Origin of the sequence: Kitasatospora sp. NPDC088548 (assembly GCF_044753005.1) — a bacterium.
GTDB lineage: Bacteria > Actinomycetota > Actinomycetes > Streptomycetales > Streptomycetaceae > Kitasatospora.
The window spans coordinates 63,570-85,370 of record NZ_JBIVMI010000025.1; the positions used below are offsets into that span (position 1 = coordinate 63,570).

Consider the following 21,801-nt stretch of genomic DNA (forward strand, 5'->3'; position numbering starts at 1 on the left):
CTACCCAGATCGGAGCTTGCCATGGTCTCATCATTCGTCGGCCGGAAGATCGAGCTTGCCCTGCTCCGCAAGCGCCTCGAGCGAATCGCCACCACAGGGGCCGGCACAGCGGTGGCAATCCGAGGCCGCCGCCAGGTCGGCAAGTCACGGCTGGTCCAGGAGTTCTGCGACCGAGTAGCGGCCCCCTACTTGTTCTTCACCGCCACCAAGGGCGCCTCGCCCGTCGAGGCGGTCGAAGAGTTCCTGACCAACCTACGAGAGTCCTCCGTGTCCAGGGACGGAGAACTGGTGCCTTCAGGCAGCTCCGGCAGCTGGCCCGACGCGTTTCGCGCCCTGGCAGCGGTCCTGCCCGACCAGCCCTCAATCGTCGTGATCGACGAGGTGCCCTGGCTCACCGAACAGGACGACCTCTTCGACGGGGCCCTGCAGACTGCGTGGGACCGGCTCCTGGCCAAGCGCCCGGTCCTGCTGCTGCTCCTCGGCAGCGACCTGCACATGATGGAACGCCTCACCGCCTATGACCGCCCGTTCTACGGTCGCGCCGACAACCTGACCCTGGGGCCGCTGAACCCCGCCGAAACGGGCGAGGCACTGGGGCTGGCTCCGGCCGATGCCATCGACGCCCACCTGGCCTCAGGCGGCCTGCCAGGCATCCTGCGCGCGTGGCCGCACGCCACCCCTGCCCTGCAGTTCCTGGAACAGGAGTGCGCAGACCCGGCGTCTCCGCTCTTCTCGGTGCCCGAGTCATCCCTCTTGGCCGAGTTCCCCGCGCCGGACCAAGCCCGCCGCGTTCTGGAGGCCGTCGGGAACGGCGAGAGGACCCACGCCAACATTGCCGCAACAGCCGGCAGCCGCGAGGGCGCCCTGCCCTCAGGATCCCTGTCACCACTGCTTCGCCGCCTGGTCGAGGAGAAACACGTCCTGGCCATGGAAGAGCCGGTATCCACCCGCCCGGGCAAACCCGCCCTCTACCGCATTGCCGACAGCAACCTGCGGCTCTACCTGGCGGTCCTGCGCAGCGCCCAGGACCAGGTCCGCAGAGGCCGACCAGAGGCCGCATTCCGCGTGGTCGAGCGCCGCTGGGCCACCTGGCGCGGCCGCGCCGTCGAACCACTCGTCCGCCAGTCCCTCGAACTGGCGGCCGCGGACGGCGCCCTGCCATGGAGCCAGGTCGAGGCAGTCGGCGGCTGGTGGAACCGGCAGTTCGACCCGGAAGTCGACTTGGTCGGCACCGACCGCTCCCCTGTCGCACAGCAGATCTTCTTCGTCGGCTCTACCAAGTGGCTCCTCTCCCCCTTCGACCGCCACGACCTCACAGACCTCACTCGCGCCGCCCCTCAGATTCCAGGCTTCAGCTCTCACAGCTCCGGCCTGGTGGTGGCCTCTCTGTCCGGAATCACAACAGACGTCGACAAGGGGCTAGTCGACCTGATCTGGGGGCCCGACCAGCTGATCGATGCATGGAGGTGAAGTTCTCGGCCACGGGTGAAACGAGGCTCTGGATCACTTTCCAGGTGCGTCGAGTCGTCAAGTGGTCCGAGCTCAGCTGGCCAGAACGATCAGCATGTGGCGGTGAACAGAGCTGATCGAAGCGATTCGACCCCAATCAGGTCCGGATCCGTCGCCGTGCTATCCAAAGGAGGCACACCCACCAAATCTGGCACGACGTCAGCATGACATTCTGTACAACAGGTTGGCGACCGCAATCAGAAGTCAGTGAGATCTCAACGAGGCAGCACATGGCACGTCAGGTGTGGCAGAGCGAACGGCGCCTTACAGCAATCGGGCGCACCGCCTTGTCCGTTCCCGCCCGCCAAGCCGTCACCGATCTGCAGATCACCTCCGCTACCAGCGTCTTGGACTACGGGTGCGGGCGCGGTGGCGACGTCCGAGGGCTTGAGCGGATGGAGGTCTCGGTCGCGGGCTGGGATCCGTTCTACCAACCGGACGGGCGAGTGGAGCCCGCCGAGGTTGTCCTGCTCACCTACGTGCTCAACATCATCGAGGATCCGTCGGAGCGCTGTGCAACCCTCCGGCAAGCGTGGGACCTCGCTGGTTCCCTCTTGGTCGTCTCGACTCGCCTGACCTGGGAGAGGACCAAGGTCCGCGGTGACGAGTACGCGGATGGGCTACTCACCAGCCGGAACACCTTCCAGCACTTGTTCAGCCCTGGTGAACTTCGGACCTTCGTGCAGGAGGTCACCGGGGTGCGGTGCGTCGCGGCGGCGCCGGGCATTGTCTACGCCTTCAAGGACGACTCGGCACGGCTGGCGTTTCTGGCCCGCCGCATTCTGCCGAGTGCCAAGTGGCTCAGCTCCAGCGACAGCGCGAGCGCGATCACCGCCGTCGTGGACCACGCCGAGCGCCGTGGCCGGCTTCCCCGGCTGGAAGAGATGCCTCAGCAGATGGCCGAGATCCTCGGTCACGTGCAACCTTCTGACCTCCAGCGTCTCGTGCGCCGTTCCGCCGACCCGGCCAAAGTGGACGCCGGCGCCCGGCGCTCAACCCTGGACACCCTGCTGTTCCTCGCGGTGGAACTGTTCAACGGACGTGGACCGTTCAGCAGCCTGCCGATGTCCGTCCAGCTTGACGTCCGCGCCTTCTTCTCCTCGTATATGGAGGCGTGCCGCCGAGCCGATCGGTTGCTACTCAAGCTGCGGGACGACGCATACGTGCTCGGGGCCATGCAGGCGTCAGCCGCAGGCAAGGTGACGGCCACCGCGCTCTACGTCCACCGACGGGCCCTGCACCAGTTGCCGACGGTGCTGCGCATGTACGAGCACTGCGCGGCGATCGCTGCCGGCCGTCCGGCCAGCTGGAGCATCGCCAAGCTGTGCTACCACGGCCGATCCGCCAGTTGGATGGACTATCCGGACTTCGACCGCGATCCCCACCCGCAGCTGAGCTCCTCGTACACCGTCGACCTTCGAACGCTGGAGCCGTCGTACTCCTCGTACGTTGACGCTCCCGATCGTCCGGTGCTCCACCGCAAGCACGAGTTCCTCGCACCGGAGGACCCTGATGCCGCCAAGTACCAGCGGCTGAGCGCCGCCGAGACGCGGGCCGGCCTCTACGAACGTCCTCATCTGATCGGCACGGCGACAGGCTGGCAGGCCGAACTCCAGCGTTGCGGACGCGAACTGCGTGGGCACCGCCTGGTCCGTCGCCAGGCGGCGTGATGGCCAATCACCGACCGCGTCTACGTCTGGAGGCCTGCGACGGCCGCAGCGATCTCGTTCGGGTCCAGGTCCTCCACCTGCGAGGGGAACCACGAGAGCCGCAGCCCGTTGTGCGCCTGCTGCTCGGGCAATCCCATGGCGGTGAGCACGTGGCTCGGAGTGTAGGAGGCGCTGGTGCATGCGGAGCCCGTAGCCACGGCCGCCACATTCTTGAGCTGGATGATCAGGGCTTCGGCGTCCACACCGTCGAACGACACGTTGAGGATGTGGGGTACCCCGCGCTCGGGGTCACCGTTCACGTGGAAGCGGGTGACGGAGAGGGCGTCCAGCAGCTGCTCGCGGAATTGAAGACTGCCTGCGAGCCAGGACGCGTGCTCGGTGCGGAAGATTTCCTCCGCCTTGGCCAAGCCCATGATCAGCGGCACGGGCAGGGTCCCGGGCCGCAGCTTGCGTTCCTGGCCACCGCCGAACATCAGCGGCTGCAACGGCACCTTGTTCCAGCCGCGCCGGCGCGTCAGGAGGGCTCCGATGCCCTTCGGCGCACCGATCTTGTGGCCACTGATGCTGACCATGTCGATCGGTGCCATGAGGTCCTTCGGCAGCTTGGCGAAGCCCTGCGCAGCATCCACGTGCAGGTACGTGGGTGTCTGACTCAGCAGCTGGGCGAGTTCAGCGACGGGCTGGATGACCCCGGTCTCGTTGTTCACGTGCATGAGCGAGACGAGCAGGGTGTCTGGGCGCAGGCGCTCGGCCACGGCTTCCACGCTCACTCGTCCATGGGAATCCGGGGTGAGGAAGTCAACATCGAAGCCGCGGGTCCTCAGATGCTCGAGGGGCTCGATGACGGCCTTGTGCTCGGTGGCGGAGCTGATGATGTGGCGTCTGCCGGTCTGCTCCCCGTGAGGTGCGAGTCCGAGCAGGGCGATGTTGTTGCTCTCCGTGGCGCCGCTCGTGAAGATCAGCTCTTCTGGCTTGGCAGCCATCTGGGATGCGAGCTGCTCACGTGCCTGCTGGACGGCTTTCTTCGCGCGGGCGCCGAACTCATGCGTGCGGCTTCCGGCGTTACCGAAATCCTCTGTCATCCAGTGCATGACCACGTCAGCCACACGCTGGTCGACCCGCGTGGTCGCCGCAACGTCCAGGTAGTTCACCACAACCGCCCTCCGCATCCCAGTTTTAACACCATGACAGACACGAAATTCAAGACACGTACCCGTGTGAAATCATAGACGTACCTGAGCTAATGTTACGCACGTGGGATCACGTACACAGTCCAAGACCAAACGCGCCGGGACCTCGATCGGCTTCGAGTACACCTTCCCGGCGATCCGTGGGATCCAGGCCGGCCGCGAGTTCTACGTCTCGATGTGCCCGCTACGCCTGATCCCCAAGATGTTCATGTTCGACGAGGAGGAGCTACCCCCCGAGGTGCGCGCCCAGCGCGTGCTCAACAAGGGCCGCCTGCCAGCACTGACCCGCTACCTCCTCGACAACCCCGGCGACTACGTGTTCAGTGCGCTGACCGCGTCGATCGACGGTGACTTGCGCTTCACCGGCGTCAGCGACGAGGGCGCTGGCATGCGGATCGGCCAGATCCACATCCCGATGGACGCGCGGTTCCTGATCAACGACGGTCAGCACCGAAGGGCCGCGATCGAGGTCGCGCTCCAGGAGCATCCCGACCTCGGTGACGAGACGATCGCCGTCGTGTTCTTCCATGACACCGGGCTCGCCCGCTGTCAGCAGATGTTCGCCGACCTCAACCGCCACGCTGTGCGGCCATCGCGCTCGATCGGCGTGTTGTACGACCACCGCGACGACCTGGCACAGGTCACCAAGCTGCTCGCACTCGAGTCACCCGTGTTCAAGGGGTGCGTCGAGATGGAGCAGAGCACCCTGTCGAGCCGGTCCCGGCGCCTGTTCACCCTGAGCGCGATCTACTCCGGAACGCACGCCCTGCTGCAGGGCCTGGAGGTCGACAAGAAGGAAGCCTCTGGTCTCGCACAGGCATACTGGGAGGCTGTCGACCAGACCATCCCTGAGTGGGAGCTGGTGCGAGACCGCTCGCTGTGCGCCCCTGACGTGCGGCGGGACTACCTCCACTCGCACAGCCTCGCGCTCCACGCCCTGGGCCGTGTGGGCAACTCGCTCCTACGGGAGTCAACCGACCCGGTTCAGTGGCAGCCCTCCATGGGCCGTCTCAAGGACGTGGACTGGGGTCGGTCGAATGCCGACTGGAGCGGTCGCGCGATCTTGGGCGGCCGGGTGTCCAAGAGCCACCAAAACCTTGCCCTGACCACTAACTACCTGCGCTTGCGCCTCGGCCTGCCCCTCTCCCCCGAAGAGCAGCAGGCCGAAGAAGCGTTCAGCCACCGAGGAGACGCATGAGCACCCCGACGCGTACTGCACCGTTCCAGGGCAGGAAACTCGCGGAGGTCGTCAGTGAACTCACCGACGAGATCCGCGAGCTGTATGTCGCGGACGAGGTGCCATGGGTGGTCGGCTACAGCGGCGGCAAGGACTCCACCGCGATCCTGCAGCTCGTCTGGCTCGCCCTGAAGGGACTGCCCGCCGAGCAACGCAGCAAGCCTGTCCATGTAATCAGTACGGACACCTTGGTCGAGAACCCGATCGTAGCCAGCTGGGTCACGCAGTCCCTCGAGACCATGAGCGAGGCTGCAGCCAAGCAAGACCTGCCGATCCAGCCCCATCGCCTCACGCCGGTCGTGAAGGACACCTTCTGGGTCAACCTGATCGGCCGCGGCTACCCCGCGCCCCGGCCGAAGTTCCGCTGGTGCACGGAACGCCTCAAGATCCGCCCGTCCAACAAGTTCATCCGCGACGTCGTCAAGAGCCACGGCGAAGCGATCCTCGTCCTCGGCATCCGCAAGGCCGAGAGCCAGGCCCGTGCGAAGGCCATGGCCAAGCATGAGAAGCGCCGGGTTCGCGACCGGTTGTCCCCCAATGGCAATCTGCCGAACTCGCTGGTCTACAGCCCCGTCGAGGACTGGACCAACGACGAGGTGTGGACGTTCCTGATGCAGCAGGCCAACCCTTGGGGGCACAACAACAAGGACCTGCTCACCATGTACCAGGGAGCCTCGAGCGACGGCGAGTGCCCGCTGGTCGTGGACAACACGACGCCCTCCTGTGGCGATAGTCGGTTCGGCTGCTGGACTTGCACGCTGGTCGAGCAGGACAAGTCCATGTCCGCGATGATCTCGAACGACGACGAGAAGCTGTGGATGGAGCCGCTCCTTGAACTCCGCAACAGGCTGGATGTGCCCGACGACAAGCCGCTGCGCGACTTCCGCCGGATGAATGGACAGGTCCAGCTCTTCGGTGACAGGGTCATCCACGGCCCCTACACCCAGGAAGCCCGGGCAGACTGGCTGAAGCAGCTTCTGGAGGCCCAGAACCACGTCCGGACGAACGCGCCGGCACACGTGCAGAACATCGAGCTCATCACGATGGAGGAGCTGCACGAGATCCGGCGCATCTGGGTCTTCGACAAGCACGAGGTCGAGGACATCCTCCCTGGACTGTACGAGAAGATCACAGGAGAGAAGTTCCCGGGACGCCCCGTGGATGCCCACCTCGCCCTAGAGGGCAACAACATGGCCATCCTGAAGCAGGTGTGCGATGGCGACGAGCTCCACTACTCGACTCTCCGTGAACTCCTGGGTGTTGAGCGGAACTACCGCAAGATGGGTCGCCGGGCTGGGCTCTACGAAAACCTGGCGAAGGCAATCAAGAAGGGATACTACAAGGACGCGCAGGACGCCCTTGATTTCCAACTTGAAAACCTAGGAATCGAGCCCTCCACAGAGAACTCGACGGACGCGAGCGAGAAGACCACCAATGCACCTGCGTAAGATCACCCTCCGGGACTTTGGCGCTTACCGCGGAGAGCAGTCGCTGGTTCTCGCCACCAAGAAGAACAAGCCGATCATTTTGATCGGCGGACTGAACGGCTGCGGGAAGACCACGCTGCTAGAGGCTATTCAACTTGCACTCTACGGCTCGCGTTCCCAGTCCACCCGAGGCTCCTACCAAAAGTACCTCCGGGACAGCATCAACCGTTCCGCCGACCCTGAAGTTGGCGCCTCCGTCACTGTCGAATTCTCAATCGTCGTCGACAGTGAAGAGCGACTCTACAAGGTAGAGAGGCGGTGGCGAATCGAGGACGACAAGGTTCGCGAGTTCCTTCAGGTCTATCTCGATGGCAGCAAGAATCCGAACGGGATGTTCAGCCAAGGCTGGACTGACCATGTCGAAGAGATTCTTCCGCTAGATGTGGCGTCTCTTTTCTTCTTCGACGGCGAGAAGATCGAGGCTTTGGCTGACCATCAGCGCTCAGCCGACGTCATCAAGTCTGCTGTTCAGTCATTGCTGGGTGTCGATCTGGTCGAACAGCTGCGAACTGACCTGCGGGTCGTCCAGCGTCGCGCAGAGGAAGAGCGGACCTCCGACAAGAAAGCCTCGGACGTTATCGAACGTATCGAGGCTGAGCTGCAGGCTGTGCAGCAGAGAGTCGATTCGGCCAAGCAGGACATGGCTTCACTGAGCCCCCGGCTCGAAAAGGCCAAGAACACGCTAAGCGACGCTCAGAAGCGGTTTGAGAAGGAGGGCGGAGCTGTCTTCGAGCGGCACGCCGAGCTCACCGCTCAGAGCACGCAGCTCCAGAAGCAGATCCAAGAAATTGACCATGACCTGCGAACGACCGTCGCAGGCGGCCCACTTCCCTTTCTGCTTGTGAAGGATCTGCTCTCCACCGTCCGCGAGCACGCGCAGCGGGAGCACGCCGCAATGCAGGCAGCAGAGGTTCTGGACGCGTTGGAGAAGCGAGACCAGTGGCTGGTCGAGCTTCTGGAGAAGGCCATGCCAGCCGTCGCCGCATCGGATATCGCGCGCGAGCTGGAGTCCGATCGCGACCGCCGAAACCAGGATGCCCTGTCCCCGCGACAGCTCAATCTCCCCCATGACATGCTCGTCCAACTGAGCTCACTTGACCAGGGCCTGGCCGGGAGCTGGACAGCTGCAAAGAATCTCGTGAAGCGGGCCAATTCCCTGTCTGCTGAGCGCGACACCGTCGATGAGCTCCTCGCGAGCGCCACCTCCGGCAAGAAGGACCATGGGACAGCCGTCACGGCCATCAAGGAGATGATGGACAGCCGCGATGAAGCTCTCCTGAAGGTCGGATCGCTTGAAGCCCTCATCGCGCGGGCAGCAGAGACTCAGGAGGAGGCAACGGCTCGACGCGCTGAACTCGAGACCGCGCGTGACCGCGCGAAGAAGGAGAACGCCAAGAAGGAGCGCACCTCGAATGAGTTGCAGCGCCTTGAGGACTATACGGAGCGCGCACGAGACACGCTGGCGAGGTACGCGGCGGGGATCATCGCTGAGAGCATTGACAAGCTTGAAGTAGCCGTCCTCGAGAGCCTCCGAAAGCTCATGCGGAAGTCCGGCCTCATTCGTGACCTGAATATCGATACCGACAAGTACACGCTGAACCTCATCGGAAACGATGGTGAGCCCCTGGACCGTGCTCGACTCAGCGCTGGGGAACGTCAGCTCCTTGCCGTATCCCTTCTCTGGGGAGTGGCTCGTGTAGCCGGCAACGAACTGCCGAGCGTGATCGATACACCGCTGGGACGTCTCGACAGCTACCACCGCGAGCACCTGGTGGAGCGGTACTTCCCGCACGCCAACGACCAGGTCCTTCTGCTGTCAACGGACGAGGAGATCGACGAGCAGTTGTACAACCGCCTTAAGAAGTCGATTGCTCACACCTACACCCTCGTCCATGACGACTCTGCGCTCACGACCACAGTCCACAAGGGCTACTTCTGGACCACCGGAGTTCCGAATGTCGCTTGATCACATCAAACTGTCGCAGACCGGCAAGGACCAGCTGGTCCGTCTCAAGCGCGTGACAGGCATCAAGCACTGGAATGTCCTGTGCCGTTGGGCCTTGATGTTCTCTCTGCAGGACACATCGACACCGTTGGTCCGGGAGATCGTCGCAGATTCCAACGTTACGATGGACTGGAAGACGTTTGCCGGCAGCGAGTACGGCGACATCTACCTCGCACTGATCAAGGCGCGCTGTCTTCAGGATGGTGAGGAGCCCACCGACGAGGCTGTCTCCCGTACCCTGGCGGTCCACCTCCACCGTGGAATTGGGTACCTCGCGGGACGTAAGGACCTTGAAAGTGTGCGGGATCTCGTCATGACGGTCGCTGCGTGACGTGCGTCTGGCGGGCCCCCAACAAGCACGGGGTCCGCCAGACGCAGGTTGATCAGTCGAGGACGTCCTTCACCTTGAACATCAGCCGGTCAGTCAGGTTGCCCCACCACTGCCGAAGATCTCCGTAGTGCTCCGCCGGCTCGGGATGCTGCGCTTCAGCGCGGGCATAGGCAACCAGCAGGAGCGTGATCGCCTCAGCAGCCCTTCGCGCGGTGGCCGCGGCCTGGTGCGGGGTGACTGTTGTGGGGTCCTGCTGTGACAGGGCACGCAGCGGGGCGTACATCTCCTTGTAGAAGCGGTGCCGCGAGTTGAGACGGATGAGCGACTGTCCGTTCACGTGGGTGATCTCGAAGAGGTTGGTGCCGGGGAAGTCGACCGTCTCAATGACGAACGGCATCTCCTTGGTCTTCTTCACGTATGCGGCGCGTTCCTCCTCGCTCCGCTTGCCGGCGTCCCGGGCCAGCTCGCCCAGGAGATCTAGCTGCTGCTCCTCCGAGACGACCTCCTTGACCCGGCTCTTCGGCAGTGATCGGTCCGCTTCTGTGAGCGCCTGGTTGATGGGCGCATGTTCGCCCGACTCCTTGGCTTCCTCACGGGCCATCTGCCCCCAGATGATCTGCAGCTCCGCACGAGCATTGGGGATCCAGCGCTCCGCCAGGGTCCGGAGGGTTTTCCGAAGCTCGTCCGAGGGCTCGGCGCCACGCTTGACGTTGCGCACCCCCATCATGCGGTCCAGCGTCGGATCGAAGTGGACCTCGAAGCCGATGTAGCGGTCGGGCGTCTTGATCCCACCCGGAAACAGCTTCGGCACGACGGTGTAGCTGATCTCCCGGTTGAGGCGCATGAAGCTGATCATGCCTTCGTTGTCAGGGATCCTCAGGGTCTTCGCGAGGGCGTCGCCGCCGACGCCGCTACGGCGGACGACCTCCCGTGGTGCGAGCGTGATCACCACACGCACCTTGTGGTCCGTTCCTTCGACGGGGATCCAGTCGTTGAAGAAGATGTGCCCGGGGAAGTGATCGTCTGGGAGGTCGGGGTCACGGGGAGCGCCCTGCGCCCGAGCGGCCTCCCGGGTGAGGACGTGATCGGCCCAGGAGCCAGCCCGAAGGAACGTGGGGTCGTGCGGGAACAGTCGGACGGTGTCAACCTCGATCTTGATACCGCCGTACAGGAACTCGCGGAACATGCGGGAGAGTTCCTTCTGCAGTTCAAGCCGAAGGGCGTCAGGGGTGCTCTGGCCGCGGCCGTTCGACGCGCGGTCGATCTTCGACCACATCAGCAGGGTTCCGGTGCCCTCGGGGAAGTACGGCTCCAGGTGCGCGGGGAGCGGCTCATCGTCCGGCGGGTAGATACCGACCGGCTCACCGCGATTCTCAGCGCTACGTGCATCCTGGAGGTCGAAGACCACGTGCCGGATTCGGTCACTTCCAGCAACCCGGGACCATGCCTCGATGCGTTCCCCGACGCTCAGGCCGGCCAGTTTAGCTCCGATGCCGAACTTGCCGATGGTCTTGTCGGACATGAACCGGGTGGAGTATCCGAGCTGCAGGTAGTGCTGCAGGATGTTGTCGTCCATGCCGATGCCATCGTCGATGACGATCACTCGGTCGATGGTCTTCTTGCGGCCCTTGGTGGTCTCTTCCATCAGGATCTGGATCGTGTTGGCGTTCGCCTCGATGCTGTTGTCCACGACCTCGCCGATCGCGGTCGACAGCGTGTAGCCGGACTCGCGCAGGCTGGTGAGGGCCTGGCCGCTGAGCATCACTGGGATGACATCGGGCGTCTGGTTCGTGTCAGTCATGGGGTGCCTCCTTGTAGTTCAGCAGGTTCGTGTTCAGAGCGTGGTGCCAAGCCGCCGAGTCATCGGCGCAGAACGCACACCGGTAGTCAGCGTGAGCCGGTGTTGCGGGGTGTATCTGGTTAGCGATCGAGAGTTGCTCACCACGCAGCCGGTGGTACCAGTAGGACTCGCACCAGTAGGCGCCCCGGGGCGTGCGAGCGGGGCTCCAGGCGAAGTGCGTAGCGGTCCCCAGCAGTGGGTGGCGGATTAGGCGGGTCCGTAGACAGGAGTCGGATCGGCCGATGTAGATCGGAGCGGGTGTTGGTGGGCTGGCATCGAGCAGCAAGTACGCTCCGAGCACACCGGTAGGCAGCAGTTGGCGCAGGACAGTTGCTGTGAAGCGATAGGCGAGGCGCTGTTCGCCTTCCCCCCACGGAGCCCCGCGGAAAGCGAGCTCCACGGCTATGCGATCACCCGCTGGCCAGCAGGAGGCAACGCGCGTGTGTCCGGATGCTCTTCCAGGCTCGTTCGACCGTAGCGATCGAGACTCCTGCGCCAGCGGCCGTTTCGGTAGCGGTCCGCCCTGCCAGCAGTCCCGCCCAGCAGGTCAGGCCGTGCCGACCAAGATTACGAGCGTAGGACTCGAGTTCCTGAAGGGTCTCGCCCACCAGCGCGCGTTCCTCTGGGGTGTCGTGCGAGACCAGCTCAACGGTCTTGGTGCCATCCGCCTGGAGCTGGTAGGTCCGCCGGCGATGAGCGTCAGGGAGAGGTAGTACTGCGGCCGACTCGCGAGCGGCCATCGCCGCTCGATCGTGGGTCCGCTTGGCGTCACGGAGTACGTTGCGCAGCAGGAACTTGGGACAGTCGGCCGCGCGGCGCTCGCCGAGCGTCAGGCTGAGCGCGGTGTCGAGGACCTCCAGACGCTGAACGTCCTGGGCTCCTCGGTGGTGCATGTCGTACAGGCGGCGAAGCACGCTCTGGCGTGCCTCGTTGAGCTGAGGCATCTAATGCCCTTCCGGTACCTGACGGCCATGCGTCAGGCCCTCTTCGGTTGTAGCCCGCTGTCCCTTTGGCTGGCGTCGCCGTGTGGTCGACCCCGACATCAGCAGGTGGTTCCAGCATACGAAGCGCCACTCGCTGCTCGTGGCTTAACTGCTCTACCTGTTATGGGACTTGTTCACGCGATCTACCCTCACGATCGCGCGAGATTTTTTGCGCCACTTCAATCAGGCTCGACCTGAAGCCATTTCGGAGTACTCACGGACACCCAGCGGCTACCGAGGCTGCGGCTCGGCTTCCAGCTTCGACGGGCGCCCCCTCTCAGGAAGAGGGGCGCGCCCTCCGTGAGCATATTGACGAGATCTCGTCAGATCTGGGCGGGCAGGCCGATCTTGTTCCGCTGGACGACCTCGCCCGAGTAGTCGCGGTACTCGTGCTCGCCAACGAGACGTGCGTCGGCGAGCAGTTCACGCAGGGCGCGCCGCTCCTTCTCCGTCGGCAGGCCAGCCACCAGGTGGCGGAAGATCTTTACAGCGGTGTCCCGCCCCTTGATGCTCATTCGTTGGCCGTTGAAGTCGTACAGGACTCCCCACCACGGGTTCTCTACGGAGTCCAGCTTCAGGCCACCCCGACTGTCGAGCACGTGGAGCTTGCTGAAGATGTCGTCGAGATGCATGCCTTCGGCGCGAAGCAGTCCCACAGCCTGGGCCATTGCTTGCTGGCCCACCGGCCTGAGGAGGAGGTGTCCCTTTCCGCCGCCGCTTCCTCGCTCCACCTCGTGTCCGAAGCGGCGGAACCGCGAGGCGGACTCGCCACGGTTGATGGCCTGGAACGTAGGCATCTCGTTGACGTAGTCCCAGAGCTGTGCGAAGTCCGACCGGCCCTTCAGAAGTTCTGCATCACTTGGCCGGCGTGCGAGTTCGCGACCCTTGGCTTCCCAGTCGCTGTAGTGGTTGTCGGCGAGCAGGTAGCCCTTTGCCATCTCCGTCAAGGTCTGGAGGGTCGTGATGTGGGCCGAGCGCTTGGAGATCGTGCTGTTCTTGAAGTTGACAGCACTCTTGGCGGTCTTGAAGAGAGGATGTTCAACGGCTACGCGTCGGGCAACGATGGCGAACCCGTTGTCTTCGTCGAGCTGAGCGACCTCACCGGGGGTGAGCGGGGATGCCTGCTTGTTTACGTGCGTGAAGATGCTCCGGACTCGGCGCTGGGCGTCCTCGCGGGACTCCCCCTTCAGGACGGCTGGGATGATCTCGACTCCCATGCGCTCGGCGCCGAGTTGCTGGAGCTGGGCCTCGTCGAGATTGTGCTCGGCGACGATGGCGTCGAGGAGGAGGACCTCGTCGCGCTTGACCCTGCCCTCCTTGTCTCGAACGTCCAGCCGGCCATAGGTGATGAGCTTGAGCGCGGCGTCGATCCCAATGACACGGTGCTGACCGTCGAAGGCGTACAGGCGGGTCAGCGGGCCGAGTTCAAGCATGCCGACACGGCCGCGTCCGTCGAGGGCACGGAAGGTCGCGGAGGTCTCCTTCGCGCATCCGTCCTCGTCCCACATGTCGCTCTCGGTGTCGTCGACCCACGGCTGGCTGAGGACGACGAGGATCGGCGGGAACTTGTGGTTATCGCGCTCGATGAGGTACTTGGCGAGCACGGACTCCCGGGACCAGTCGATCGCTCGCTGCGAGATGACTTCGATGCTCTCCTCGTCGATCCGCAGCTTCCCCGTCTCCGGGTCGATGCTCTTCTTGAGCAGCGGCATGGTGTTCGCCAGGCTGACCTGGTTACGGATCCACTCCAGAGAGGCCGAGGCGATGTAGGAGGGGCTGCCCCCCATCTGCGCCACCTCGACGAACAGGGCGTCGTCCCGGGCAATCGAGTCGTCGAGGAAGCGGGCGATCATGTTGATCTGCCGTTCGCGGAGTCCCGTTAGCTCCTCCATCTCTGCGGCAAGGTCGGATGCGGAACGGGTGTCCATGCGCTCTCCTGGATATCTGCGGGGATCGTGGTGCTAGACAGACTGGACGTGCTGCAGGTAGCGCGTCCGGTTAAAGCGGGGCTGGAGACGGGCGATCAAGTCCCGCTCCACCCGGTCGAGATCGGCGTGGTCAACTTCTGCGTACCAGAGCTGCCTCTCGCCGGGTCGGTGCAGCCAGTCTCTGAGTTGCCTGTTGGACTCGGTACGGACCTGGTGGCGGGCCAGTCTTGCTGGCAGGCACAGCGCCTGGCCGACGTATATCCAGTGGTGCTCCACAGCCAGGCCGTGGAACTCGGCGAGCTCCGAGTAGGCGTAGATGCCGGGCGCATCGGGCACGAGCTTGTGCGCAAGCGCGACGGATCGAATGCTCTGCCAGCACAGCTTCTCTGTTCTCGCCCCAGGTGACATGCCGTCAGGATGGCATGTCGAGATGACAAGGCGCAAGTATTTAGAAACATGGCACATGTCGTTTCAAACCGCAAAGCTGTCCACCTGTACAGATGCCCAGGTCACAAGACATCCGGTTTCGCGTTGCCAAACATGGCGCCATGGGCGGGATGTTCCAGTGGAGACCCGGGCAAGGCATCGCGACGCCGCCGATCAGGTCGTGTCCGGTGGCGCCGCCAGCCCCCCGGGCTGCTGGCGCCACCGCGATCCATCGACTGCCTCGGGTGAAGGCCCTGATGCCTCGCAAGCGCTCAACTACCGTGAAGGAGAGCCCTGCTGCCTGATGGGCACGATTTGAAGCTATGACTCGCACCCTGCAGGAGGAGCAGTTCGGAGCAGAGGGTCGAGGAAGGGGTTGCCGAGCTCGGTGACCGGCTGGTCGTAGATCGAGGTCGCTGATGGCACCGAGGCACCGATGACCTGGACGGGCGCGGCGACCGGTGGCACTGGGTGGGGGCGGAACGGGACCAGGGGCTGGTGGTGGCGGGCTGGGGTGTGATCATGCCAGTTCGGCCCGGCATCTGGCGGCGCCTAGCAGGGGCGGCCTTTCATAGCTCATGCGAAGTAGGCCAGATCGCCGACCGTCTGGCGGCCGTAATGAGCTGCGGGGCGGACGCCGCGTCGGTCATGGGGTTCGAGGCTTGGGGATGGTGCACTGCCAGAGGGCACAGCGGTACACCATCAGCGCGGGACACCGACGGCCGTGCGCCCGCTTCGGCTTCAGAATAATCCGAAGGTCTTCAATTCCGACTCCACACCAAACCCAGGAAGCCGCCTCAACTCTCTCACTTGGCAGGGGAGCTGACGCGGGGCAACTTCGGGGGCGATTTGGGGGCAACGAGGGGGCGCTGTCCCCGCAGGTGGACGGATCGGACATATAGCACCCTCGGGGAACCCAGTGCTGCTTGCCTCAGAAATGATAAAAGCCCAGGTCAGATGGTATCTGACCTGGGCTTCGCCGTGGGCCGCCAGGGGCTCGAACCCTGAACCTACGGATTAAAAGTCCGCAGCTCTGCCAATTGAGCTAGCGGCCCGTGGCCCGGCCCCGTGTGGGGCGGGCCACGGTGATCCTACCCGGTGGGACCCAGGGCTCCGCCAGTGGATTGTGCGGGCGCGCCGGGGGGTGGTGGGCGGAGCGGGCGGGGTCAGGTGGTGGGCGGGGTGTAGTGGGCGGCACGGACGCGGCGGAGCCAGGCCTCGGCGGGGCGGGGGTCGGGGGCCGGCGGGAGGACGCCGGGGCGGGCGAGGCGTTCGGCGGCCGAGGCGAGCAGGGCCTCGGCCGTGGCGGGGTGGTCCGCGATGCGCTCACCGAGGTCGCGGACCCGGTCCGGGTCGGGGAGGCGGACGACGTTCTCGGCCGTCTCGTAGAGCCGGACGCCCTGTTCGACCAGCCGGACCAGGTGCCGGGCGTGCTTGGCGGCCCGGCGGCGGGTCACCGGGTCGGTGGTGTCGCGGGTCAGCAGCTTGCGGAACTGCTGGTCGGCGTAGCCGAGATAGGACGTCCGCACGGCCTTGGCGCTCAGGAAGGAACGGCGTATCGCGATCAGTTCCTCGCCGAGCGGGCCGCGCACCTCGTACAGGTCGTCCGGCAGCCAGACGAGTTCGAAGGCGGTCGGGTTGCAGGTGAGCGCCAGACGGCACCACTTGGCCGCCTCGTGCAGGGTGACGTCGGGGTCGGTGGTGACCTGGGACTCGGCCGGACGGTGCAGGCCGTGGAAGTCCTCGGTCGGGGCGGCGAACAGGCCGAGCCGGTCGATGTCGGAGCCGGCCTGGGCGAAGCCGTACGCGGTCGAGCCGACGACGCCGACGAGCAGGGCGGTGCCGGGTGCGGGTACCACGGGGCTCTCCTCTCTCGTCGGGGCGGGGCTGGGCTGGGCTGCTGTCCGCCGGGGCGGACGGCCCTGGCCGCCGGCCCCGGGGGTCGTTCCGTGGAGTCTGCCCGGAGCGGGCCGCGCCGCGCGAACGAATTCCGGGCGGAGGGCCGGACCGTGGATCGACCGCGACGCTCTGGGTACTGTTGCGGCCATGGACTCCACTCCTGGCTCCGCCCGCCCCGAGGTCGTTCTCATCACCGGTGCCGGACGCGGCATCGGCGCCGCCACCGCCCTGCTGGCCGGGCGGCGCGGCTACCGGGTCTGCGTCAACTACCGCACCGACGAGGCCTCCGCCGCCTCCGTCGTCTCGGCCGTCCGGGCCGAGGGCGGCACGGCCGTCGCCGTACGGGCCGATGTCACCCGTACCGCCGAGGTGGAGCGGCTGTTCGCCACCGTGGACGCCGAACTGGGCCCGCTCACCGCTCTGGTGAACAACGCCGGCACGCTGGAGAAGCAGTGCCGGCTGGAGGAGGTGGACGAGGACCGGCTCAACCGGATCTGGGCCGCCAACATCACCGGCCCGTTCCTCTGCGCGGCGCAGGCCGTCCGCCGGATGTCGACCCGGCACGGCGGGCAGGGCGGCGCCATCGTCAACGTCTCCTCGGCCGCCTCCCGGCTCGGCTCGCCCAACGAGTACGTGGACTACGCGGCCGCCAAGGGCGCCGTCGACTCGATGACCCGCGGGCTGGCACTGGAGGTCGCCGCCGAGGGCATCCGGGTCAACGCCGTCCGCCCCGGCCTGATCCACACCGGCATCCACGCGCTCGGCGGCGAGCCCGGCCGGGTCGACCGGGTCGCCCCGAACCTGCCGATGCGGCGCGGCGGACAGCCGGAGGAGGTCGCCGAGGCGATCCTCTTCCTGCTCTCGCCCGCCTCCTCGTACACCACCGGCGCCTTCCTGGACATCGCCGGCGGGCGCTGATCCCACCCCTGCCGTCGTCCCCGCCGTCGGTCCGGCTCCCCGAACGACCTTCCCCCGCCCACCCCGCGCCCGTACGGTGGACGCCATGACCGACGACCTGCCGGACCGTGCCACCGACCTGCCGTCCGCCTTCCTCGACATCCCCGGCGTACGCAACTTCCGCGACGCCGGCGGTGTCGGCGCCCTGCGCCGGGGCGTGCTCTACCGCTCCGGGTCCTTCCACACCCTCACCCCGGAGGGCGCTCAGCGTCTCAAGGCCCTCGGCCTGCGCACCGTGATCGACCTGCGCAGCCCCGTCGAGCTCGACGTCTGGCCCGACCTGTACCACGGCCTCGAACACGAGACCCTGCACGTCCCGACCCTGCCCGCCAACCGCGAGGACGTCGACCGTCCTTGGCCCGAGGACCAGGAGGAGCTCTACCCCTTCATGGCCGGGACCGCCGGCCCCTCGCTGGTCGCCATCGTCCGCCGGCTCGGCGACCCCGGTACCCTGTCGGCGGTCGTCCACTGCGCCGTCGGCAAGGACCGTACCGGCCTGACCATCGCCGTCCTGCAGTCCCTCCTCGGGGCCTCCGACGCCGACATCACCGCCGACTTCCTGCTCTCCAACGCCGGCCTCGGCCTCCTCGACGGCCCCACCCCCTATCTCGACGAGACCGGTACCGAACGCGTCTCCCGCCCCATCTCCGCTCCCCTCCTCGCCTCGTCCCTCGCCTGGATCCGGGACCGGCACGGTTCCGTCCCTGACTACCTCCGCGCCCACGGCGCCACCGAGGACGACCTCGCCGCCCTGCGCGCCAACCTCTCGGCCTGAGGCTCTCGGCCTGAGGGGTGAGGGGTGAGGGGTGAGGCCCTCCCCGCGCTACCCCTGGCGTTCGAGCAGCCACCACTGGGAGGGCGAGTCGGTGTCCTCCCACTGGTGGACCGGGGCGCCGGCGGTGGTGGCGGCGTCGCGGACGGTGAGGGGCTTGCCGCTGATGAAGCTGGTGAGGGTGTAGGTGCCGGGGGCGTCGAGGTGGTGTTCGAGGAGCCATTCCTGGGCGCCGAAGGCGTTGGCCGACCACTGCTGGATGAGCGTGCCGTTGTCGGGGGAGGCGCCGGTGACGTCGAGTCGCTTGCCACTGGCGACGTTCTCGAAGTGGTGGAGGGCACCGCCGGGATGGACGGCGGTGAGGCGCCAGAGCTGGGCGTCGGAGCCGCTGTCCTCGCCCTGCTGGACCTTGGCGCCGCTGCGGCGGCTGCCGTCGGCGACCTCCAGCAGCAGACCGCTGCCGACGTTGCGCACCCGGTACAGGCCGTCCGCGATCACATGGTCAGTCACGGTGGGAGTGTCCCACCAGGGTCCGACAGAGCCCCCGCTGCCGGGTGTCCGACGGGGCGCCTATGCTGCGGCGAATGGTGTCCGACCGAAATCCCTCGCACGGCGGGTCCGCCGACCCGTCGGACCGTCAGCAGCCGACCCTCGACGAGGCGGTGGCCGATCTGGCGGCGGCGGTCGAAGCCGCCGACGACGAGCGCTTCGGCGACGCGCTCCGGCTGGTGGGCGGCCTGCTGGGGCCTGCCGGGCCCCGCGAGTCGGCGGCGGTCGGTCCGCAGCTGGCCACCCTGCTGCCGGACACTCCGCCGTTCCCCCGGTCGCGGCTGGCGATGATGGTGGGCGCGTGCGTGGAGCGCGGCGCCGACCCGGTGGCCTGCGCCGATCACGTGCTGGCCGGGCTGCGCGAAGCGCTCGGCGCCGCGCAGTTGCTGGTGGAGCGCTGGCAGGAGACGGACGGCGGCGAGCTGCCCGACCCGGACCGGGACAACCCGGCCGAAGCCCTCGGACGGATCGAGGACCCGGACCGCCTGGACGAGTGGCACGCCCAGCGGGCCGTCATCGGCTGGTGGACGCTGCACCTCTGGCAGATGGCCTCGTTCGCGGTGTACTCGTACGCCGCCGTCCGCACCTCGGCCCGGGCGTCCGGGGTGACGGACGTCCTGGTCGAACTGGCCGACCGGTACAGCGGTGGCCGGCACGACCTCAAGTGCCTGGTCCACCTGGCGAGGACGCTCGACGACGAACCGCTGCTGGTGCTGGACCGGCCCACCGGCACCGGGTACCTGCTGCGGATGGACGGGCTGAGCGACAACTTCCAGTTGCACACGCTGCTCGCGGACGTGCTGATCGGCGGCGGCCACCTGCCGGGCACCCGCCCGGACCCGGAGGTCGTCGCGCTCTGCCGCACCGAGGTGCCGGACGGGCGCCGGCTCACCGCGTTCGGCTCGTTCAACCTGGTCGCGCCGGACGGGTCCTGGATCTGGAACGAGGGCACGCCCGACGACATCCCGGTGGTCGACGGCGTCCGCACCCTGGTGCTGGACCCGCAGCCGTACGAGCGCAGTTGGTCGGCCGGGCGGTTCATCCAGCAGGTCCCCGGTGATCTGCGGCTGGAACGGGTGCTGACACCGGCCGAGGCCGGGGCCCGGCTGGCGGGGGCGGCCGAGGCCCGGTCGTTCGAGCAGGCGTTCCGCTAGGCCTTGTCGCCCGGGGGCCGGGGCCCGTCCGACGGTCGGGAGATGTCGGGTTATGGTCGGGAGGAGTGGGCCGGTCGGCAGGTGTGCGGACGGCCCGGTGGATCTGAGGAGTGGAGTCGAGGATGGCGAAGGTCCCGAACGTGCTCTCGGCCGCGGCACCGGCCGCGCTCACCGCGGCGAGCGGTCTGGTGGGCGGTTACGGCGTCGCCCGCTGGAGCGGCCGGCGTGAACTGGGCGGCGCGGTGCTGGCGGTGGCCGGTGCCGGAGCCGCCGCGCAGTGGCACCACCGCTCGGGCCCGGCCACCGCGGCCGCGCTGACCGGGCTGTATGTGGCGGCGTTCGGCGGCTCGCACCCGCTGGCGAAGAAGATCGGCGCCTGGCCGTCCGTCTTCGCCGTCACCGGGGTCGTCGCCGCCGCCTCCACCGTCGCGACCGCCCTGATCACGCGCAAGCGCTGACCGTACGGGGACGGCACAGGCCGTAGGGGAACCGGCTGCCCTCAGGACCCGGCCGCGCCGAACCGGGCCTCGAAAGCGGCCCGGTTCGCCGAGACGGGCGTGCGGTCCCAGACCGCGAACACCACCCGCTCGAAGGCCGCGCCGTACCGCGCCAGCGCGCCCTCGAAGGCCTCCGCCACCTGTACCGGGTCGTTGCGGAACACCCCGCAGCCCCACGCCCCCAGCACCAGCGCGCGTATCCCGTGCCGGGCGGCCACCGCGAGCACCCGCTCCGCCCGCTCGGCGAGCACGCCCCGGACGTCCACCCCCGCCGAACGCCGTTCCAGCTGACCGGCGTTGGGCGCGGGCGAGGTCAGGAACGTGACCGGGTACGGCCGCGCCAGCAGCTCGCCCCGCCCGTCCCGGATCACCGGCACGCCGGGTGAGACGATCACCCGGTGGCTGTACCGCAGGTCGGTGGAGACCCGGTGCGCCTCGTAGTAGTCCGGCGCCTCCAGCAGGCAGGAGTACAGCAGGGCGCTGCGGCAGAGGTCCTCCTCCTGGGCGCGGGCGCCGCGCAGATAGCCGCCGCCCGGGTTCCGCGCGGAGGCGAAGTTGAGCACCCCCACCGGGCCGGCCCCGGCTCCGACCAGCCGCCGGGCGGCCTCCATGCTGCCCTCGGCCGTCACCTCGACCGCCCCCTCACCGGCCGCCGGACCGGGCCCGGGGGCACCGGCCCGCACCAGCGCGTCCAGCTCCGCCGGGGCGTACGACACCGTCCCCGCCCTGGCCACCGCCAGCCGGTCGGCCACCTCCACGAGCTCGCCCCCGGCCGCCCGGTAGCTCCCCCGCTCGGCGATCCCCTCGTTCACCACCGCCACGTCGTGCAGTCTGCTGCTCATGCCCGCGACCGTACGGGACACCCCGCACCCGGCGCCACAGGTTATTCTCACCGGCAGAACAACGGCCCGCCGGGGCCGGAACGCCAACGGGCCCGCCCCACCGAGGTGGAGCGGGCCCGCAGTGCGTCAGCTACGCGCTACGCGACATCGGATACGCGATGTCAGTTCTTCCAGCGCGGCTTGCGGTCGTCGCGGTTGAAGCCGCCCGAACGCTCGCGGTCGAAGCCGCCCGAACGGCCACCACGGTCGTCACGGTCACGGTTGAAGCCACCGGAGGCCTGCGGACGGCCGCCGGAGCGGTGGTCGTCACGGCGGGCGAACGGACGGCTGCTGCTGCCACCGCGCTCGTCACGGTCCCGGCCGAAGGCCGGACGGTCACCGAAGGAGCGCGCCGGACGGTCGCCGAAGCCACCCGAACGGCCACCACGGTCGTCACGGTCACGGTTGAAGCCACCGGAACGCTCGCGGTCGAAACCACCCGAACGACCACCACGGTCATCGCGGTCACGGTTGAAGCCACCCGAC

General features: G+C 67.1%; 18 protein-coding genes, 1 tRNA gene and 1 pseudogene. 10 read left to right on the forward strand and 10 right to left on the reverse strand.

From position 1 onward, the window contains the following. The first annotated feature begins 21 nt into the window (after positions 1–21). Complete coding sequence (locus ACIP82_RS27795) at positions 22–1,470, forward strand: ATP-binding protein (protein ID WP_400657211.1); 1,449 nt, start codon at positions 22–24, stop codon at positions 1,468–1,470. Between the two features lie 269 nt (positions 1,471–1,739). Next, complete coding sequence (locus ACIP82_RS27800; protein ID WP_400657213.1) at positions 1,740–3,179, forward strand: DNA phosphorothioation-associated putative methyltransferase; 1,440 nt, start codon at positions 1,740–1,742, stop codon at positions 3,177–3,179. Positions 3,180–3,199: 20 nt separating this feature from the next. Here the strand turns inward: ACIP82_RS27800 and dndA are convergent, their stop codons facing one another. Beyond that, positions 3,200–4,333, reverse strand: coding sequence for a cysteine desulfurase DndA (dndA, locus tag ACIP82_RS27805; protein WP_400657215.1), 1,134 nt, complete (start codon positions 4,331–4,333; stop codon positions 3,200–3,202). 100 nt (positions 4,334–4,433) lie between these two features. Between dndA and dndB the strand changes: the two genes are divergently transcribed. The 4 genes from dndB to dndE are packed head-to-tail and all read left to right on the forward strand — an operon-like array spanning position 4,434 to position 9,429. After that, on the forward strand, positions 4,434–5,567 hold the full coding sequence (dndB, locus tag ACIP82_RS27810; protein WP_400657217.1) for a DNA sulfur modification protein DndB: 1,134 nt from the start codon (positions 4,434–4,436) through the stop codon (positions 5,565–5,567). Next, a complete protein-coding gene (dndC, locus tag ACIP82_RS27815; protein WP_400657219.1) occupies positions 5,564–7,054 on the forward strand; it encodes a DNA phosphorothioation system sulfurtransferase DndC in 1,491 nt (496 codons plus the stop codon). The genes dndB and dndC overlap by 4 nt, the downstream gene beginning before the upstream one ends. Continuing rightward, positions 7,041–9,059, forward strand: a complete 2,019-nt coding sequence (gene dndD, locus ACIP82_RS27820) for a DNA sulfur modification protein DndD (protein ID WP_400657221.1) — start codon at positions 7,041–7,043, stop codon at positions 9,057–9,059. The genes dndC and dndD overlap by 14 nt, the downstream gene beginning before the upstream one ends. After that, positions 9,049–9,429: a DNA sulfur modification protein DndE gene (dndE, locus tag ACIP82_RS27825; RefSeq protein ID WP_400657223.1), complete on the forward strand. Its 381-nt coding sequence runs from the start codon at positions 9,049–9,051 to the stop codon at positions 9,427–9,429. The genes dndD and dndE overlap by 11 nt, the downstream gene beginning before the upstream one ends. A gap of 52 nt (positions 9,430–9,481) precedes the next feature. Here dndE and ACIP82_RS27830 read toward each other — a convergent pair whose 3' ends face one another. The 6 genes from ACIP82_RS27830 to ACIP82_RS27855 form a co-directional block, all read right to left on the reverse strand. After that, the gene (locus ACIP82_RS27830; protein WP_400657225.1) at positions 9,482–11,230 is read right to left on the reverse strand and encodes an ATP-binding protein; all 1,749 of its coding nucleotides are present in this window, start codon (positions 11,228–11,230) and stop codon (positions 9,482–9,484) included. A 449-nt stretch (positions 11,231–11,679) separates the two neighbouring features. Next, entirely contained in the window at positions 11,680–12,213 is a 534-nt protein-coding gene (locus tag ACIP82_RS27835) for a hypothetical protein (protein WP_400657227.1), read from the reverse strand. 362 nt (positions 12,214–12,575) lie between these two features. Continuing rightward, positions 12,576–14,180 carry a DGQHR domain-containing protein gene (locus ACIP82_RS27840; protein ID WP_400657229.1) on the reverse strand — a complete coding sequence of 535 codons (1,605 nt, stop codon included), beginning with the start codon at positions 14,178–14,180 and terminating at the stop codon, positions 12,576–12,578. 33 nt (positions 14,181–14,213) lie between these two features. Beyond that, the gene (locus tag ACIP82_RS27845) at positions 14,214–14,588 is read right to left on the reverse strand and encodes a hypothetical protein (RefSeq protein WP_400657231.1); all 375 of its coding nucleotides are present in this window, start codon (positions 14,586–14,588) and stop codon (positions 14,214–14,216) included. A 1,000-nt stretch (positions 14,589–15,588) separates the two neighbouring features. Continuing rightward, positions 15,589–15,661 (reverse strand) — tRNA-Lys (locus ACIP82_RS27850). A gap of 111 nt (positions 15,662–15,772) precedes the next feature. Then, on the reverse strand, positions 15,773–16,465 hold the full coding sequence (locus tag ACIP82_RS27855; protein ID WP_400657233.1) for a DNA polymerase beta superfamily protein: 693 nt from the start codon (positions 16,463–16,465) through the stop codon (positions 15,773–15,775). A gap of 187 nt (positions 16,466–16,652) precedes the next feature. On the opposite strand from ACIP82_RS27855, the gene ACIP82_RS27860 reads away from it, so the two are divergent. Both ACIP82_RS27860 and ACIP82_RS27865 read left to right on the forward strand, forming a co-directional pair. After that, a complete protein-coding gene (locus tag ACIP82_RS27860) occupies positions 16,653–17,423 on the forward strand; it encodes an SDR family oxidoreductase (RefSeq protein WP_400657235.1) in 771 nt (256 codons plus the stop codon). Positions 17,424–17,508: 85 nt separating this feature from the next. Then, complete coding sequence (locus ACIP82_RS27865; protein ID WP_363611037.1) at positions 17,509–18,237, forward strand: tyrosine-protein phosphatase; 729 nt, start codon at positions 17,509–17,511, stop codon at positions 18,235–18,237. A 48-nt stretch (positions 18,238–18,285) separates the two neighbouring features. Here ACIP82_RS27865 and ACIP82_RS27870 read toward each other — a convergent pair whose 3' ends face one another. After that, entirely contained in the window at positions 18,286–18,744 is a 459-nt protein-coding gene (locus ACIP82_RS27870) for an RICIN domain-containing protein (RefSeq protein ID WP_363611039.1), read from the reverse strand. A 74-nt stretch (positions 18,745–18,818) separates the two neighbouring features. Between ACIP82_RS27870 and ACIP82_RS27875 the strand changes: the two genes are divergently transcribed. Continuing rightward, positions 18,819–19,937, forward strand: a complete 1,119-nt coding sequence (locus ACIP82_RS27875; RefSeq protein ID WP_400657238.1) for a hypothetical protein — start codon at positions 18,819–18,821, stop codon at positions 19,935–19,937. A 122-nt stretch (positions 19,938–20,059) separates the two neighbouring features. Beyond that, positions 20,060–20,395, forward strand: coding sequence for a hypothetical protein (locus ACIP82_RS27880; protein WP_400657240.1), 336 nt, complete (start codon positions 20,060–20,062; stop codon positions 20,393–20,395). Between the two features lie 41 nt (positions 20,396–20,436). Here ACIP82_RS27880 and ACIP82_RS27885 read toward each other — a convergent pair whose 3' ends face one another. Together ACIP82_RS27885 and ACIP82_RS27890 are read right to left on the reverse strand one after the other, a co-directional pair. Beyond that, positions 20,437–21,276: a TIGR02452 family protein gene (locus ACIP82_RS27885; protein WP_400657242.1), complete on the reverse strand. Its 840-nt coding sequence runs from the start codon at positions 21,274–21,276 to the stop codon at positions 20,437–20,439. 161 nt (positions 21,277–21,437) lie between these two features. Further along, positions 21,438–21,801: pseudogene (locus ACIP82_RS27890) on the reverse strand (RNA helicase); the annotation flags it as partial.